Annotated in this window: 7 protein-coding genes, 2 tRNA genes and 3 rRNA genes; 8 read left to right on the forward strand and 4 right to left on the reverse strand. The window is 55.7% G+C overall.

Translation table 11 applies throughout. The features are described from left to right. Positions 1–111: 111 nt before the first annotated feature. Positions 112–4,785, forward strand: a complete 4,674-nt coding sequence (locus NXF97_RS06925; protein ID WP_274955537.1) for a glutamate synthase-related protein — start codon at positions 112–114, stop codon at positions 4,783–4,785. A gap of 12 nt (positions 4,786–4,797) precedes the next feature. Continuing rightward, a complete protein-coding gene (locus tag NXF97_RS06930; RefSeq protein WP_274955538.1) occupies positions 4,798–6,297 on the forward strand; it encodes a glutamate synthase subunit beta in 1,500 nt (499 codons plus the stop codon). 64 nt (positions 6,298–6,361) lie between these two features. On the opposite strand, the gene NXF97_RS06935 is transcribed toward NXF97_RS06930, so the two are convergent. Beyond that, positions 6,362–8,152: a M61 family metallopeptidase gene (locus NXF97_RS06935; RefSeq protein WP_274955539.1), complete on the reverse strand. Its 1,791-nt coding sequence runs from the start codon at positions 8,150–8,152 to the stop codon at positions 6,362–6,364. 388 nt (positions 8,153–8,540) lie between these two features. On the opposite strand from NXF97_RS06935, the gene NXF97_RS06940 reads away from it, so the two are divergent. The 6 genes from NXF97_RS06940 (at position 8,541) to slmA (ending at position 14,454) form a co-directional block, all read left to right on the forward strand. After that, positions 8,541–10,074: ribosomal RNA gene (locus NXF97_RS06940) — 16S ribosomal RNA — on the forward strand. A gap of 87 nt (positions 10,075–10,161) precedes the next feature. Further along, a tRNA-Ile gene (locus NXF97_RS06945) sits at positions 10,162–10,238 on the forward strand. A gap of 21 nt (positions 10,239–10,259) precedes the next feature. Beyond that, a tRNA-Ala gene (locus tag NXF97_RS06950) sits at positions 10,260–10,335 on the forward strand. Between the two features lie 265 nt (positions 10,336–10,600). Next, a 23S ribosomal RNA gene (locus tag NXF97_RS06955) occupies positions 10,601–13,483 on the forward strand. 158 nt (positions 13,484–13,641) lie between these two features. Beyond that, positions 13,642–13,756, forward strand: a 5S ribosomal RNA gene (gene rrf, locus NXF97_RS06960). Together the 16S, 23S and 5S rRNA genes with 2 tRNA genes alongside form the textbook arrangement of a ribosomal RNA operon. Before the next feature lie 68 nt (positions 13,757–13,824). Then, on the forward strand, positions 13,825–14,454 hold the full coding sequence (gene slmA / locus NXF97_RS06965; RefSeq protein WP_274955540.1) for a nucleoid occlusion factor SlmA: 630 nt from the start codon (positions 13,825–13,827) through the stop codon (positions 14,452–14,454). Between the two features lie 3 nt (positions 14,455–14,457). On the opposite strand, the gene NXF97_RS06970 is transcribed toward slmA, so the two are convergent. The 3 genes from NXF97_RS06970 to lptM form a co-directional block, all read right to left on the reverse strand. Further along, complete coding sequence (locus NXF97_RS06970) at positions 14,458–15,498, reverse strand: GMP reductase (RefSeq protein WP_022372286.1); 1,041 nt, start codon at positions 15,496–15,498, stop codon at positions 14,458–14,460. A gap of 100 nt (positions 15,499–15,598) precedes the next feature. Then, a complete protein-coding gene (gene lysA / locus NXF97_RS06975; RefSeq protein ID WP_274955541.1) occupies positions 15,599–16,876 on the reverse strand; it encodes a diaminopimelate decarboxylase in 1,278 nt (425 codons plus the stop codon). Between the two features lie 29 nt (positions 16,877–16,905). Then, complete coding sequence (lptM, locus tag NXF97_RS10800; RefSeq protein WP_022372288.1) at positions 16,906–17,037, reverse strand: LPS translocon maturation chaperone LptM; 132 nt, start codon at positions 17,035–17,037, stop codon at positions 16,906–16,908. Between the last annotated feature and the right edge of the window lie 17 nt (positions 17,038–17,054).

The following is a 17,054-nucleotide window of genomic DNA, read 5'->3' on the forward strand; positions in this document are numbered from 1 at the left end:
TTTATCGCAGCATCACCTGTTGCAATATGGTTATTCAAAAAGGACGGAGCCCGGCCCGTTTTGCGGCGGCTCACGGACAGACAATTCAAACAAGACAGGGGGCACAGTCAAATGTCAGCGACGCAGCAGCAGGCCGTCAGGATTGCTGAGGAAAAGGGGTTGTACCGCCGCAGTGAGGAGCATGATGCGTGCGGTGTCGGATTTGTGGCCAACATCAAGGGACGCGTGTCACACGACGTCATTGAGCAGGCTCTGGGGATTTTGCGCAATCTTGATCACCGCGGCGCCGTGGGTGCCGATCCCCTGTGCGGTGACGGCGCCGGTATTCTGATTCAGATTCCGGATGCCTTTTACCGTGAGGAAATGGCCAGGCAGTCGGTGGAGCTGCCTGCGCCCGGGGATTACGGCGTCGGCATGATTTTTCTGCCGCGCGAGAGGGCTTCAAGAGCTGCCTGCGAGCAGGAGCTTGAAAGAACAGTGCGCAGCGAGGGGCAGGTTGTTCTCGGCTGGCGCGATGTGCCTGTCGATGACACGATGCGCATGAGCGAGACCGTCCGCAAAAGCGCGCCCGTCATCCGTCAGATCTTTATCGGGCGCGGACCGGACGTTATGGTGCAGGATGCTCTTGAACGAAAGCTCTACGTGATCCGTAAGGCGGCTTCTCACCGCATCAAGGCACTCAACCTCACTCACGGGCGGGAATATTTCGTGCCCTCGATGAGCACCCGCACCGTGGTTTACAAGGGGTTGCTGCTTGCCGATCAGGTGGGGCAGTACTACACGGATTTGCAAAACCCCAAGGTGAAGTCCGCAATTGCCGTCGTGCACCAGCGCTTCTCAACCAATACCTTCCCCTCCTGGGAACTTGCTCATCCGTACCGCTACATCGCCCATAACGGCGAAATCAATACCGTCAAGGGCAACTACAACTGGATTCGGGCCCGCGAAAACACGTGGGAGTCGCCGGTTCTCGGCAAGGACGTCCGAAAGCTCACGCCGCTTATCTACGAGGGGCAGTCTGACACGGCCTGTCTTGATAACGCCCTGGAACTTCTCGTGATGTCGGGCTATTCGCTATCGCAGGCCATGATGATGCTTGTGCCTGAGCCCTGGGAAAAAGCAAGCACGATGGATCCGGACCGCCAGGCGTTTTATGCCTACTACGCGCCGATGATGGAAGCCTGGGACGGACCTGCGGCGATTGTCTTTACCGACGGTGTGCAGATCGGTGCGGCGCTTGACCGAAACGGGTTGCGTCCGGCGCGCTATATGCTCACGGATGAAGATACGCTGATTCTGGCAAGTGAAGCCGGGACCGTGAAGGTCCCCGAGAGCCGGATCCGCCGTAAGTGGCGTCTTGAGCCCGGCAAGATGCTTTTGATCGATACGGTGCAGGGGCGCATCATTGAAGACGCTGAAATCAAAAATCAGTCAGTGCTTGCCAAGCCCTACCGCGAATGGGTTGAGCGCCTTAATCTGCGCCTCGGGGATCTGGAAAACAAGGCGGGCACGCCTGAAGAAGCAGTGTTGCCGGCTGAACGGCTTTTTGAGTTGCAGAAGGCTTTTGCCGTCACGCAGGAAGACATCGATCTCATCCTGATGCCCATGGCTGAAAAGGGGCAGGAACCGATCGGCAGTATGGGTAACGATGCGGCGCTTCCTGTTCTTTCCAAAAAGAGCGAGTCCTTTTTTGACTACTTCAAGCAGCTTTTTGCTCAGGTCACCAATCCTCCGATTGACCCGATCCGGGAGGAGCTTGTCACGAGTCTCATCAGCTTTATCGGACCCAAGCCCAATCTGCTTGACGTCAACAACGTCAATCCGCCGCGCCGTATCGAGGTTCCGCAGCCCATTCTCACGGAACGCGATATGGCCAAGCTCCACGATATCGCCGACTACACCGACGGTAAGTTCCGCAGCAAGACGCTTGACATCACTTATCCGGCTTCCTGGGGTAAGGCCGGTGTTGAGGCAAGCCTTGCCGGCATCTGCGCGCAGGCTGTCGACGCCGTCAAGATGGGCTTTAACATCCTCATCGTCTCTGACCGTGCCGTAAGCCGCGACCGTGTGGCAATTCCGGTGCTGCTTGCGGTGAGCGCGCTGCATCAGCACCTGATCAGTGAAGGCATGCGCACTGACGTGGGTCTTGTGGTTGATTCGGGCGCCGTAATGGAAACGCATGACGTGGCGCTGCTGATGGGGTACGGAGCGGAAGCCGTTCATCCGTTTCTGGCGCTGGCAACGCTCAGAGCCGGTGCGGCGCTTCGCGGCACGTCAGCCGATGAAGCCGTTGCGCACTACATTAAGGCGGTCGGCAAGGGTCTCACCAAAGTCATGGCAAAGATGGGTATTTCCACCCTGATGAGCTACCGCGGTGCCCGTATTTTTGAAGCCGTCGGCTTAAAGAGCAGTTTCGTGGAACGGTATTTCCGCGGAACTCCCTCGCGTATTGAGGGTCTCGGGCTTTTTGACGTCATGCAGGAAGCCGTTGACAAGCACGCCGCCGCTTACGGCATTAATCCGGACGCCAAGGGTGAACTTGACGTGGGCGGACAGTACGCGTGGCGCGCTGAAGGCGAAGAGCACATGTGGACGCCTCAGGCGATCGTCAAACTGCAGAAAGCGTCGCGTGAAAAGAATTACAAGACCTATCAGGAATACGCCCGCATCATCAACGACCAGAGCCGCCGTCAGATGACGCTGCGCGGCCTGCTGCGCTTTAAGACCGAAGGCCGTACGCCGATTCCGCTCGAGTCGGTGGAACCGGCAAAGGACATTGTCCGCCGCTTTGCCACGGGCGCCATGTCGCTTGGGTCGATTTCCGCGGAAGCTCACGCAACACTGGCTGTGGCAATGAACCGCATTGGCGGTAAGTCCAATACCGGCGAAGGCGGTGAAGATCCGCGCCGTTACACCGAGGAACTGCGTCTCGGCAAGAGCCCGGTAAAGGCAGGCCAGACGCTTGCGGATATTCTCGGTAAGGACCGCATTGTGGCGGAGGTGCCGCTTGAAAAGGGCGACAGTCTCAGAAGCCGCATCAAGCAGGTCGCCTCCGGCCGTTTCGGCGTGACGGAGCAGTACCTGATCAGTGCCGACCAGATTCAGATCAAGATGGCGCAGGGGGCTAAGCCCGGTGAAGGCGGTCAGCTGCCCGGGCACAAGGTGACGGAGTACATCGCCGAGATGCGTTACTCCGTTCCCGGCGTGGGACTGATTTCGCCCCCTCCGCATCATGATATTTACTCGATCGAAGATCTAGCGCAGCTTATCCACGATCTGAAAAACGCCAACAGCCGGGCAGATATTTCCGTCAAGCTCGTAAGCGAAAACGGCGTGGGTACGGTGGCTGCGGGTGTGGCCAAAGCCAAGGCCGATCACATCGTGATCGCCGGCCACGACGGCGGCACGGGGGCAAGCCCCATTTCTTCTGTTAAGCACGCGGGCAGCCCCTGGGAACTCGGTCTGTCTGAGACGCAGCAGACGCTCGTGCTCAATCATCTGCGCGACCGCGTGGTGGTGCAGGTCGACGGTCAGATAAAGACCGGGCGCGACGTGGTGATCGGAGCGCTTCTCGGGGCCGATGAATTCGGCTTTGCAACGGCACCGCTGGTGGTGGAGGGCTGTCTGATGATGCGTCAGTGCCATCTCAACACCTGCCCGGTCGGTATCGCTACACAGGATCCTGAACTCAGAAAGCGCTTTAAGGGTAAGCCCTCGAGCGTTGTGAATTATTTCTTCTTTGTTGCTGAAGAAGTCCGCGAGATCATGGCAAGCCTCGGCATTGCCCGGTTCGAGGATCTGATCGGCCGCAGTGATCTGCTGGAGCAGGCGCTGCCCGAAGGCAATCCCAAACTTGAAGGCATTGACCTCAACCGTCTGCTTTACCGTCCGGATACGGTTGCGGAGCATATCCGTCATACAAGCGGCCAGGATCACAAGCTGGAGATTTCGCTTGACGCACGGCTTTTGCCGAAGCTTCTGAAGTCCATTGAGGCAGGTGAAGCCGTGACGCTCACCACGGATATCTGCAACGTCAACCGTACGGCAGGCACGCAGATTTCAGCCGAGATCGTGCGCCGTTACGGCGCCGAGGGACTGCCTGACGATACGGTGCATCTGGAATTTCACGGCACGGCCGGCCAGTCTTTCGGAGCCTTTGCCTGCCGCGGTATGACGCTTGACCTCGTGGGTGAAGCCAATGACTATGTCGGTAAGGGCCTTTCCGGCGCCTGCATCATCGTGCGTGCGCCGGCGGACTTCCACGGCGACCGTCGTCAGAACATGATTGCAGGCAATACGACGCTTTACGGCGCGACTTCCGGCGAGGCCTACTTTAACGGCGTTGCCGGTGAACGCTTTGCCGTGCGCCTTTCGGGCGCGGAAGCCGTCGTCGAAGGGACCGGCGACCACGGCTGCGAATACATGACAGGTGGCACTGTTGTCGTGCTCGGTAAAACCGGCCGCAATTTTGCTTCCGGTATGTCGGGCGGCGTCGCCTACGTGTTCGATGAAAACGGGGACTTTGAAGCGCACTGCAACACGTCCATGGTTGCGCTTGAACGTGTTGTGAGCTCTGAGGAGCAGGCACGCATGAGTTCGTCCGAAACCTGGCATATGGGACAAAGCGACGAAGAAATTCTGCGCCGCCTTATCGGCAATCACCTCAAATACACGGGATCGGCTCTGGCTGAAGAGCTGCTCAGAAACTGGGCCAGTTCCAGAGCCCGCTTTGTGAAAGTGATTCCGCTGCAGTATCGCGAAGTTCTGCAGGCACGTGCCAAATAAGGAGACAAACGGATGATCCCGGTTAAAGAAACAAAACAGAATAAGCTCGTGCGTATTGAGTTCGGACATGAGCCCGTTGAAAAGCGCATTCAGCATTTCCGTGATTTCACGATTGCGCTTGATGAAAAAAGCGTGAATCAGCAGAGCCGGCGCTGCCTGCACTGCGGTACGCCTTATTGTTCGGCGATGTGTCCGCTGCACAACCGTCCAGTTGATTTCAATCTCCTCGTCCGTGAGGGTAAGTGGCACTCCGCCTGGGAGTGCCTGACGACCACGAATCCCTTTCCGGAATTCACCAGCCGCGTGTGTCCGGCCCTTTGTGAGCCCGGCTGCACGCAGTATCTGATGGAGGATGCTGCTGTCGGCATCAAGACGATTGAACGCGCAATTATCGACAGAGCATGGAAAGCGGGCTGGGTGAAGCCTCTGCCGCCGCTGGCAAAGACCGGAAAATCGGTTGCGGTGGTGGGCAGCGGCCCCGCCGGCATGGCCTGCGCCCAGCGCCTGGTCCGTGCCGGACACGATGTCGTGCTCTTTGATAAGGCACCCAAGGCGGGCGGTCTGCTGCGTTACGGTATTCCCGACTTTAAGCTCACGAAGGATCTCATCGATAAGCGCCTTTCTCAGATGCAGGAAGAGGGGGTGCGCTTTGAGATGAATACGGCCGTCGGAGTGCGCGAATTCGAAAAAGGGATTCACAGTGCGGCGCGCAAATTTGTGCAGGCAAAAACAATGCTTGCGCAGTTTGATGCCGTGGTGCTTGCCTGCGGATCAGAAACGCCGCGTGACCTTAATGTTCCCGGCAGAGACGGCAAGGGTGTTTACTTTGCGCTGGATCTGCTGCAGGAACAGAACCGTCAGGTTGCCGGTGAAGTAAAGAAAACGGCGGTTGACTGTGCCGGCTGCGACGTTGTTGTGATCGGCGGCGGTGATACCGGCAGCGACTGCGTCGGAACGGCGCGCCGCCAGGGGGCGGGCAAGATCTATCAGCTCGACCTGATGCCGATGCCGCCCGAAAAAGAGGATAAGGAAGCGACCTGGCCCGAGTGGCCCCGCATTCTGAGAACCTCTACCTCGCACGAAGAGGGCTGTGAGCGGATGTGGCAGACCTCCACCAAGGAAATCCTTCTTGATGACAAAGGCAATGTCCGTGCAGTGCGCTGCGTGAAGATTGAATGGGCAAAGGATCCGGCCACAGGGCGCTTTACGCCGAAGGAGGTTCCTGACAGTGCCTTTGAAATTCCCGCGCAGCGTGTCTTTCTGGCGATGGGCTTTACGCAGCCCTCTCAGGGGCTGCTTGATGCCTTTGCTCTGGCAAAGGACGCCCGCGGCAACGCTTTGGCGCAGCCGGAAAACGGGATGAACCCCTTTGTCACGTCGGACGCGAGAGTCTTTGCCTGCGGCGATACCCGCAGCGGACAGTCGCTTGTGGTGAGAGCCCTGCGCGAAGGTCTGCGCTGTGCTGACGCCGTTGACAGGTATCTTTCTCAGCCTCAGCAGGAAGCAGCCTGATCTGACCGCAGTCACCGCATCTGAAGCGGGAGATTTTTTCCCGCTTCAGATGCGGATCGTTCCGTCAGGCTTCAAGCCACTTTTTACCGAGGGCAGTCGGTTTTTTCAGTGACACCGTCGAGCGGCACGGCTGAGAGTGCCCGAGCAGCAGTGCCCAGACCATCAGCGCATCATCCCGGAAGGCGTGCACCACCATCTCATCGCCTTCACCGTAGCGTGTAAGCAGCTTTTCGAGATTGTTGTTTTTGATCCTCACGCCGTCCAGGGCAATAAGGACATCACCGGCGGAAATGCCGGCCCACTGAGCGGCTTCCTTGTCGTAGACGTTTTTCACGGTAAAACCGGCTTCCGAACCGATGCCTGAAAGACCGAGCAGACTTCTCACCGTATCGGTTTTTGTTTCTTCAAAGGTAACTCCGAGGGGTTTCAGCAGCTTCTGATAGTCGGGGCGCTCCGTGGTGTGGATAAGCTTTCCGATGAGATCCGTGAGGTCACATCCGGTTGTTTCAGCCACTGTCTCAAGAAATGTTTCTTCCGTAAGCCCTGCGTAGTCTTTGCCGGCTTCACAGAACTGCTGCCAGAGAGCCCGCATCACATCGTCAAGAGAGGCTGCTCCCTTACTTTCTGCGCGGATTGCGGCATCAATGACCCAGGCAGCCAATGCCCCCTGACGGTAGTAGGAAACATTGGCGTTTGCGGTATTGGCGGAAGGCTTGTAGAACTTGATCCAGGTGTCAAAACTTGCCTGAGCGAGCGTCTGCACTGTCTGCGCATTGGTTTCAAGAACGGAGCGGACTACTGAAGTGAGAAGCTTGGCGTAACCGTCGTTATCCGTGAGACCGCAGCGCCGCACGATGAGATCATCGTAGTAGCTTGTGAACCCTTCAAAGAACCAGAGCAGTTCTGTCGGTATTTCGGTGCTGAAGTCGATATCGGTGAATTCGGCGGGTTTGATGCGTTTGACGTTCCAGGTATGGAAGTATTCGTGTGCCACAAGTCCGAGAAACTGTACATAGTCTTCGGTGCGGGACTTGTCGTGTACGGACGGCAGACAGCGCGCCGGAATCTGCAATGCCGTACTTGCACGGTGCTCCAGCCCGCCGTAGGAGGCGCTGGTGACATTGACTAAAAAGACATACTCGCGCATCGGCGCTTTTTTGCTCTCAGGGTCCCAAAAGGCGATTTCATGCTCGCAGATGGCCCGCATGTCTTCCATGGTTTTTTCAATGTCGAAGTTGACCGGTGTATCGGAAAAAACAACATCGTGCCTTGTGCCGTGCGCCTTAAAGGTGACGGCGGTAAAGGTGCCGAGTTCAACGGGGCTGTCAATGAGCTCATCGTAGTCGCTGGCTTCATAAAGTCCCCAGCCGAAGCGCTCCGTCCCTTTTGCCTGCTTTAACGCGGTGGCCACACTCCAGTCAGATTGTTCGGCACGCGTCTGATCCTCGGGCTGACGGATCATGACGGAAATTTTCTTTTCCGGTTTGATGCCGAGCACTTCCATAAACACGCAGCCGGGATTGAAAAATCCGCGGCATTCATCGAGGTAGGCGGTCCGTACGGAATTGTCAAATGCCCAGACTTCGTAGAAAACGTGCAGTACCTCACCATCCTTGATGCCCTTGGTGGGAATGCGCCACGTGCTTTTGTCGACTTTGTCCATCGGAACGGGACGCCCGGCAATGTCGGCTCTCTCGTTCTGTACGTTTCCAGCAAAGTCACGCACAAGGTAAGAGCCGGAAATCCAGGCGGGAAGCCTCAGAAACTGTTCGTTGGGCGTGGGATCTGAGACAGTGATGCCGATAATGAAAAGATGAGCTTCAGGATCCAGAGGACTGATGTCGTAGCGCAGCATGAGTGAACACCTTCGGGCTGAGAAAAGATTTGACAGGCGAAATTATCGCAGGGAGTTGACAGAGACTAAAAGAGTCTGCATAATGCGCACCCTTCGCCGTTAAGACGAAGGCGCAAAGCCGAAAGAAAACAAAAAATTTTCCGACGGACTTGCAAAACGAAAAACGGTTGTGTAATATACGCAACCTTGTCGCCGACGAAACGGCAACAAACGCTCTTTAAAAATCTGAAACAGACGAACCGATAAGTGTGGGTGCTTCTGAAAAATGCAGTTTCTTCATGGAAACGCAAAAAAATCGGAAGTACTCAGACTTTAAGCCAAAGAAATGATTGAGATTTATCTCAGTCAGTTTCTGCGAGTGATTTGAGTACGACCAAAAAGCAGGATTCAAGTGAAGAGTTTGATCCTGGCTCAGATTGAACGCTGGCGGCATGCCTTACACATGCAAGTCGAACGGCAGCATGGAGAGCTTGCTCTCTGATGGCGAGTGGCGAACGGGTGAGTAATACATCGGAACGTGTCCGTTTGTGGGGGACAACCGTCCGAAAGGATGGCTAATACCGCATAAGACCTGAGGGTGAAAGCCGGGGACCGCAAGGCCCGGCGCAGACGGAGCGGCCGATGCTTGATTAGCTAGTTGGGGAGGTAAAGGCTCACCAAGGCGACGATCAATAGCTGGTCTGAGAGGACGACCAGCCACACTGGAACTGAGACACGGTCCAGACTCCTACGGGAGGCAGCAGTGGGGAATTTTGGACAATGGGGGCAACCCTGATCCAGCCATGCCGCGTGCGGGAAGAAGGCCTTCGGGTTGTAAACCGCTTTTGTCAGGGACGAAAAGCTCCGGAGTAATATGCCGGAGTGCTGACGGTACCTGAAGAATAAGCACCGGCTAACTACGTGCCAGCAGCCGCGGTAATACGTAGGGTGCAAGCGTTAATCGGAATTACTGGGCGTAAAGCGTGCGCAGGCGGTTGGGTAAGACAGATGTGAAATCCCCGGGCTTAACCTGGGAACTGCATTTGTGACTGTCCGACTGGAGTACGTCAGAGGGGGGTGGAATTCCACGTGTAGCAGTGAAATGCGTAGATATGTGGAAGAACACCGATGGCGAAGGCAGCCCCCTGGGACGCAACTGACGCTCATGCACGAAAGCGTGGGGAGCAAACAGGATTAGATACCCTGGTAGTCCACGCCCTAAACGATGTCTGCTGGTTGTTGGGAATTTAATTCTCAGTAACGAAGCCAACGCGTGAAGCAGACCGCCTGGGGAGTACGGTCGCAAGATTAAAACTCAAAGGAATTGACGGGGACCCGCACAAGCGGTGGATGATGTGGATTAATTCGATGCAACGCGAAAAACCTTACCCAGCCTTGACATGTCAGGAATGCCTCGGAGATGAGGCAGTGCCCGCAAGGGAACCTGAGCACAGGTGCTGCATGGCTGTCGTCAGCTCGTGTCGTGAGATGTTGGGTTAAGTCCCGCAACGAGCGCAACCCTTGTCATCAGTTGCTACGAAAGGGCACTCTGATGAGACTGCCGGTGACAAACCGGAGGAAGGTGGGGATGACGTCAAGTCCTCATGGCCCTTATGGCTGGGGCCTCACACGTCATACAATGGTCGGAACAGAGGGCAGCGAAGCCGCGAGGTGAAGCCAATCCCAGAAAACCGATCGTAGTCCGGATTGCAGTCTGCAACTCGACTGCATGAAGTCGGAATCGCTAGTAATCGCGGATCAGCATGCCGCGGTGAATACGTTCCCGGGTCTTGTACACACCGCCCGTCACACCATGGGAGTGGGGTTCACCAGAAGACGTTTGCCCAACCGCAAGGAAGGCGGCGCCCACGGTGGGTTTCATGACTGGGGTGAAGTCGTAACAAGGTAGTCGTACCGGAAGGTGCGACTGGATCACCTCCTTTCTAGAGAAAGTTTCTGAAAAGGGACTGCAGTAAAAGAAGGAAGTTCCCACACTTATCGGTTGAGTCTGTTGAAGTTGTAATGCGGTTGGGTCTTTAGCTCAGCTGGTTAGAGCATCGTCTTGATAAGGCGGGGGTCGATGGTTCGAGTCCATCAAGACCCACCAAACGCAGTGCATGAAACACGCGGGGGCATAGCTCAGCTGGGAGAGCACCTGCTTTGCAAGCAGGGGGTCAACGGTTCGATCCCGTTTGTCTCCACCAGACATTCAGTTCAAAAGCTCTTGTATGAGAGTTTTTAAACGGAGTGTCTTCAGTACGAAGATGCACCGAGCTCTTTAAAAATTTGGAAAAAGAAGTAAAGCGTTCAATTTCAGCGTTGATGAGACGCTGAAACGGGATGTGATTGCATTTGAACTGAGTTTCAAATCTTCATTGAACGAGAATCTCAACGAATTAACCAAGAGAACAGCACGTTACGAAATCAGTCACGTGAATACTCTGCGGGCAAAAGGCTGCAGGGTTATAGGATCAAGTGACTAAGTGTATGTGGTGGATGCCTTGGCGATCATAGGCGATGAAGGACGTGTAAGCCTGCGAAAAGCTGCGGGGAGTCGGCAAAAAGACTTTGATCCGCAGATGTCCGAATGAGGAAACTCACCGGGTAACCGGTATCACAAACTGAATACATAGGTTTGTGAGGCGAACGCAGTGAACTGAAACATCTAAGTAACTGCAGGAAAAGAAATCAACCGAGATTGCGGCAGTAGCGGCGAGCGAAACCGCAACAGCCTAGTCTTTGATAATGCATGGTGACAGCAGAACGGTCTGGAAAGGCCGGCCATAGTGGGTGACAGCCCCGTATGCGAAGTCCGGTGCATGGTACTAAAAAGACGATAAGTAGGGCGGGACACGTGACATCCTGTCCGAAGATGGGGGGACCATCCTCCAAGGCTAAATACTCATGATCGACCGATAGCGAACCAGTACTGTGAAGGAAAGGCGAAAAGAACCCCGGGAGGGGAGTGAAATAGAACCTGAAACCGCATACATACAAACAGTAGGAGCCCTACGGGGTGACTGCGTACCTTTTGCATAATGGGTCAGCGACTTACGTTTTGCGGCAAGCTTAACCGAGTAGGGGAGGCGCAGCGAAAGCGAGTTCGAACAGAGCGATAGAGTCGTAAGGCGTAGACCCGAAACCAGATGAGCTAACCATGGCCAGGTTGAAGGTGTGGTAACACACACTGGAGGACCGAACCGACCGGTGTTGCAAAACCGGCGGATGAGCTGTGGTTAGGGGTGAAAGGCTTAACAAATCTGGAGATAGCTGGTTCTCCCCGAAAACTATTGAGGTAGTGCCTCGTGACTGACTCCGGGGGGTAGAGCACTGTTATGGCTAGGGGGACATGGCGTCTTACCAAACCATGGCAAACTCCGAATACCCGGAAGTTGAATCACGGGAGACAGAGCACCGGGTGCTAACGTCCGGACTCAAAAGGGAAACAACCCAGACCGCCGTTTAAGGTCCCAAATACAGGCTAAGTGGAAAACGAAGTGTGAAGGCTAAGACAGTCAGGAAGTTGGCTTAGAAGCAGCCATCCTTCAAAGAAAGCGTAATAGCTCACTGATCGAGTCCTCATGCGCGGAAGATGTAACGGGGCTAAGTCTGTAACCGAAAGCGCGGATTTGCACGCAAGTGCAAGTGGTAGGGGAGCGTTCTGTAAGCCTGCGAAGGTGTGTGGTAACGCATGCCGGAGGTATCAGAAGTGCGAATGCTGACATGAGTAACGATAAAGCGGGTGAAAAGCCCGCTCGCCGTAAGCCCAAGGTTTCCTGCTCTACGTTCATCGGAGCAGGGTGAGTCGGCCCCTAAGGCCAGGCTGAGAAGCGTAGCTGATGGGAAGCAGATTAAGATTTCTGCACCGACGTTAAGTGCGAAGGGGGGACGGAGTTTTGAGCATCATCCGGGTGTTGGATGTCCCGGTTTGTGCGTGTAGGAGGCCGGCAGGCAAATCCGCCGGCATATCTCCGAGACAAAGCATCGAGCTGCATTTTGCAGTGAAGTGATGGGATGAACTTCCAGGAAAAGCCTCTAAGCTATAGCTTAATGTCGACCGTACCGTAAACCGACACAGGTGGGCGAGTTGAATATACTCAGGCGCTTGAGAGAACTCGGGAGAAGGAACTCGGCAAATTGACACCGTAACTTCGGGATAAGGTGTGCCTTTGTAGTGTGAAGAGTGAAACACTCCGAGCATGAAGAGGTCACAGAGAATAGGTGGCTGCAACTGTTTACTAAAAACACAGCACTCTGCAAAGACGAAAGTCGACGTATAGGGTGTGATGCCTGCCCGGTGCCGGAAGATTAAGTGATGGGGTGAGAGCTCCTGATCGAAGTCCCGGTAAACGGCGGCCGTAACTATAACGGTCCTAAGGTAGCGAAATTCCTTGTCGGGTAAGTTCCGACCTGCACGAATGGCATAATGATGGCCACACTGTCTCCTCCCGAGACTCAGTGAAGTTGAAATGTTTGTGATGATGCAATCTCCCCGCGGCTAGACGGAAAGACCCCATGAACCTTTACTGCAGCTTTGCATTGGACTTTGAACCGATCTGTGTAGGATAGGCGGGAGGCAGAGAACCGAGGACGCCAGTCTTTGGGGAGCCGACGTTGAAATACCGCCCTGATTTGTTTGAGGTTCTAACCGCGGACAGTAAACCTGTTCCGGGACCGTGCATGGTAGGCAGTTTGACTGGGGCGGTCTCCTCCTAAAGGGTAACGGAGGAGTACAAAGGTACGCTAGGTACGGTCGGAAATCGTGCTGATAGTGCAATGGCGCAAGCGTGCTTGACTGCGAGACCGACAAGTCGAGCAGATGCGAAAGCAGGTCATAGTGATCCGGTGGCACTGAATGGAAGGGCCATCGCTCAACGGATAAAAGGTACTCTGGGGATAACAGGCTGATACCGCCCAAGAGTTCATATCGACGGCGGTGTTTGGCACCTCGATGTCGGCTCATCTCATCCTGGGGCTGTAGCCGGTCCCAAGGGTATGGCTGTTCGCCATTTAAAGAGGTACGTGAGCTGGGTTTAAAACGTCGTGAGACAGTTTGGTCCCTATCTGCCGCGGGCGCTGGAAGATTGACGGGGGCTGCTCCTAGTACGAGAGGACCGGAGTGGACGCACCTCTGGTGTACCGGTTGTCACGCCAGTGGCACAGCCGGGTAGCTATGTGCGGAAGAGATAACCGCTGAAAGCATCTAAGCGGGAAACTTGCCTGAAGATAAGTCTTCCCGGAGGCTAGACCTCCCAGAAGAGTCGTTCGAGACCAGGACGTTGATAGGTCAGGAGTGCAAGCGCTGTGAGGCGTTGAGCTGACTGATACTAATTGCTCGTGAGGCTTGATCCTATAACCGTGCTGCCTAGCCTAATGTAAGGCAGTTGAGAAACGGACAATGGATTTTGAAGCGCAGTGAATGCAAATAATCGCATTCCGACGCTTACTTCTTTTTGCAAAGACTTCGTCACGGGAGTTCAATTGATGAACTTCTGAGACAACAGGCTTTGCCCGGCGGCCATACCGTGGCGGTACCACTCCTTCCCATTCCGAACAGGACAGTGAAACGCTTCTGGGCCGATGATAGTTGGTTGTATTTCCAGTGAAAGTAGGACACTGCCGGGCTTTACCATTTAAAACCCTCGGGATCAAAACGGTCTCGGGGGTTTTTCTTTACCCGCAAAAAATCGATGATGACTGAAGACAAAGAAGAAATCACACCGGTTGGCAAGCGTCAGTACAAACGCGGCAAAGAACGCCGTCAGGACATTCTGACGGCGGTGGTGATGCTTCTGAGTAATCCGAAGCCCGAACGCTTCACCACGAAGGAAATAGCGGCTCTGTGCGGGGTATCGGAAGCGTGCCTGTACCGGCACTTCAGCAGCAAGGCGGAGGTTTTGATGAGTCTGATCGGGTTTTGCGAAACATCCGTGATGACGATGTTTTCAGAACTCGATGCCGTTGAGGGGCTGACCTATACGCAAAGAGCAACCGCCAAGGTGAGGGCGCTGCTTGAGTTTGCGGAGAAAAATCCGGGGCTCACGCGCCTGATGACTGGGGAGGCCTTGGTCTTTGAGGAGGACCGGGTACAGCAGTACATGACACACGTCATCAGCAAGGCGGAAACGTCGGTCCGTCAAACGCTCAAGCTTGCGGTGGTCAACCGGGAAATCGCAGCTGATACCAATGTCGCACGCTGTGCAGAGGTGTACGTGAGTTTTGTGACGGGCCGCTGGCTGCGTTTTTCGCAGTCAGGCTTTACGAAGCGCCCCACGGAGGGCTGGAGCTTTGCAGAGGCGCTTCTGTCACTCACCGAACTCTGAGGCTCAGGACTTGCCGAAGATCTCGTTTAACTGCTGGGAAACACGCACAAAGGTCGTGCGCATCGTGAGTTCCTTCAGGCGCTTTGCCCCTACGTAGGTGCAGGCTGAACGTACTCCCCCGAGAATGTCCTGGCAGGTCTGTTCCACCGGGCCCCGGTCTTCAATCCAGACGAGCTTACCTTCGGCCGCCCGGTACTTCGCTACGCCGCCCGAATATTTGTCCATGGCGGTTTTGGAGCTCATGCCGTAAAAGCCGCGCATGCGCTTGCCGTTGATTTCACGGACCTCACCGCCCGATTCATTGTGACCGGCAAACATGCCGCCGAGCATCACAAAGTCAGCGCCGCCGCCGAAGGCTTTGGCGACGTCACCGGGCTGCGTGCAGCCGCCGTCGGAGCAGATGCGGCCGCCGAGGCCGTGCGCTGCGTCGGCGCATTCAATCACGGCGGAAAGCTGCGGGTAACCGACCCCCGTCATTTTTCGGGTGGTGCACACTGACCCGGGGCCGATCCCGACCTTGACGATATCGGCACCGGCGAGAACCAGTTCTTCAGTCATGTCCCCGGTGACGACGTTACCGGCCATGATGACAAGGTCGGGATATGTGTCGCGGACCTTTTTAACGAAGGACACGAACGCTTCGGTGTAGCCGTTGGCAACATCAATGCAGACGTAGCGGATTTCGCCGGGAACAGCTTTCATGACCGTTTCAAACTTCCGGTAATCCGCGTCTCCGATGCCCATCGAATAAAAAGCATCGGATTTGTTTTTGAGGCTGCGGAAAAATTCAATGTACTCTTCGGGCGCATAGTGCTTGTGTAGCGCCGTCATCATGCCGTGTGAGCCAAGCACCCGGGCCATTTCAAAGGTGCCCGTCGTATCCATGTTGGCGGCAATCACCGGGACGGCATGAAAAACTTCCCTCGTATGATGAAATTTGATTTCACGCGTGATGTCGACCTGGCTGCGGCTCGTGAGTGTTGAGCGCTTCGGGCGGATCAGGACATCCTTGAAGTCGAGTTTGGGTTCATTGTCGATATGCATGGCAGACTCCGGTGTATCACGCGCAGCAGGTGCGCACAAAAAACGCCGGGAAGCGCAAAAAGCGTCATTCCGGCGTTGATTGAGTTTAGCAGAGTGCCCGTCAGAAAGCAGGAATCGTTTCGGCTTTAAAAAGCTCTCCGACGGTTTCCCGTTCCCGGATAAGGGAGACTTTGCCGCCGTCAACGAGCACCTCGGCGGCTCTCGGGCGGGTGTTGTAGTTACTGCCCATTGTCATGCCGTAGGCGCCGGCACAGGTCATGACCAGCGTGTCGCCTTCTTTCACGGCTAGACGTCTGTTTTTGCTCAGCCAGTCACTGGATTCGCAGATGGGGCCCACGACATCGTAGGTCTCCGCTTTCGTGTCACTTCGGTCTTCTGCGGCAATCACGGCCATATCGGCCTGGTAGAGCGCGGGCCGCAGCATGTCGTTCATGCCGGTGTCGACAATGCAGAAGTTTTTTTCTTCGGTGGGTTTGAGGTACTCCACGGTCATGGCGAGCATCCCGGCGCGTGCCGAAAGCGAGCGGCCGGGCTCAAACCAAAGGCTCAGATCTCCGAAAGCCTTTTCCCGGCAGATCTCTGCCATGCGGCTGATCACCCCGCACGCTGTGGGCGGCGTCTCCTGGTTGTACTGAACACCAAGGCCCCCGCCGAAATCAATATGGTCCAGCGTAATGCCGTTACTTTTAAGCGCTGCGACAATGTCGAGCATGCAGCGGCAGGCTTCAATAAAGGGCTCAATCTGCGTGATCTGACTGCCCACATGGCAGTCAATGCCGGAAATGCGGATATTGGGCAGGCTCTGGGCGCGGCGGTAGAGAGCAAGCGCTTCCTTGTAGGACACGCCGAACTTGTTGTCCTTTAATCCGGTCGAGATATAGGGGTGGGTTTTGGCGTCCACATCAGGATTGACACGGAAGGAGATATTGGCGGTGACCCCGAGCGCTTCGGCCTCCTGCTGCACGCGGTCGAGTTCCTGCGGGTTTTCGAGATTAAAGCACCCGATGCCGGCGGTCAGAGCCGCACGGATTTCCTGCCGCGTTTTGCCGACACCGGAATAAACGATTTTTTCGGCAGCAACGCCTGCAGCGAGACACCGGGCGAGTTCTCCGCCACTCACAATGTCAAAGCCGAGACCCAGGCGGTCAAAAAGACGGAGAACGGCGAGCGTGGAGCAGGACTTGACGGCAAAAAAGACGCGGTGGTGCGTCCCTTTGATGCCGTTAAGCCAGTCAGCGGCGGCGGTTTCTAAGCCCTGGCGGGAATAGAGGTACAGGGGTGTGCCGAAACGTTCGGCAAGATTTCTGACGGCAAGCGCTTCGCAGTAAAGCGTGCCGTTGCGGCGCGAGAAACCGGGCAGGTGTGCAACGTCGGTCATGGTGAGTGTCGCTCAGGCAAAAAGTGTGGTTATCGGGCGTCAGGTGCAGTCTGTGTCTGGGCCTGAGTGCCGGCCTGACTGTCAGAAAGATAAAGCGGGCCTTTAAGGCCGCAGGCCGTCAAAGTCGCAAGGCATACAATGGCGACGATTGTCCGCAGCATGAATGTGCTCCGTTATT

The sequence above is a fragment of the Duodenibacillus massiliensis genome (assembly GCF_928721995.1).
GTDB lineage: Bacteria > Pseudomonadota > Gammaproteobacteria > Burkholderiales > Burkholderiaceae_F > Duodenibacillus > Duodenibacillus massiliensis.

Coding starts and splice junctions, on each gene's coding strand:
- NXF97_RS06925 (WP_274955537.1), top strand. CDS start 112: ATGTCAGCGACGCAGCAGCAGGCCGTCAGGATTGCTGAGGAAAAGGGG.
- NXF97_RS06930 (WP_274955538.1), top strand. CDS start 4,798: ATGATCCCGGTTAAAGAAACAAAACAGAATAAGCTCGTGCGTATTGAG.
- NXF97_RS06935 (WP_274955539.1), bottom strand. CDS start 8,152: ATGCTGCGCTACGACATCAGTCCTCTGGATCCTGAAGCTCATCTTTTC.
- slmA (WP_274955540.1), top strand. CDS start 13,825: ATGACTGAAGACAAAGAAGAAATCACACCGGTTGGCAAGCGTCAGTAC.
- NXF97_RS06970 (WP_022372286.1), bottom strand. CDS start 15,498: ATGCATATCGACAATGAACCCAAACTCGACTTCAAGGATGTCCTGATC.
- lysA (WP_274955541.1), bottom strand. CDS start 16,876: ATGACCGACGTTGCACACCTGCCCGGTTTCTCGCGCCGCAACGGCACG.
- lptM (WP_022372288.1), bottom strand. CDS start 17,037: ATGCTGCGGACAATCGTCGCCATTGTATGCCTTGCGACTTTGACGGCC.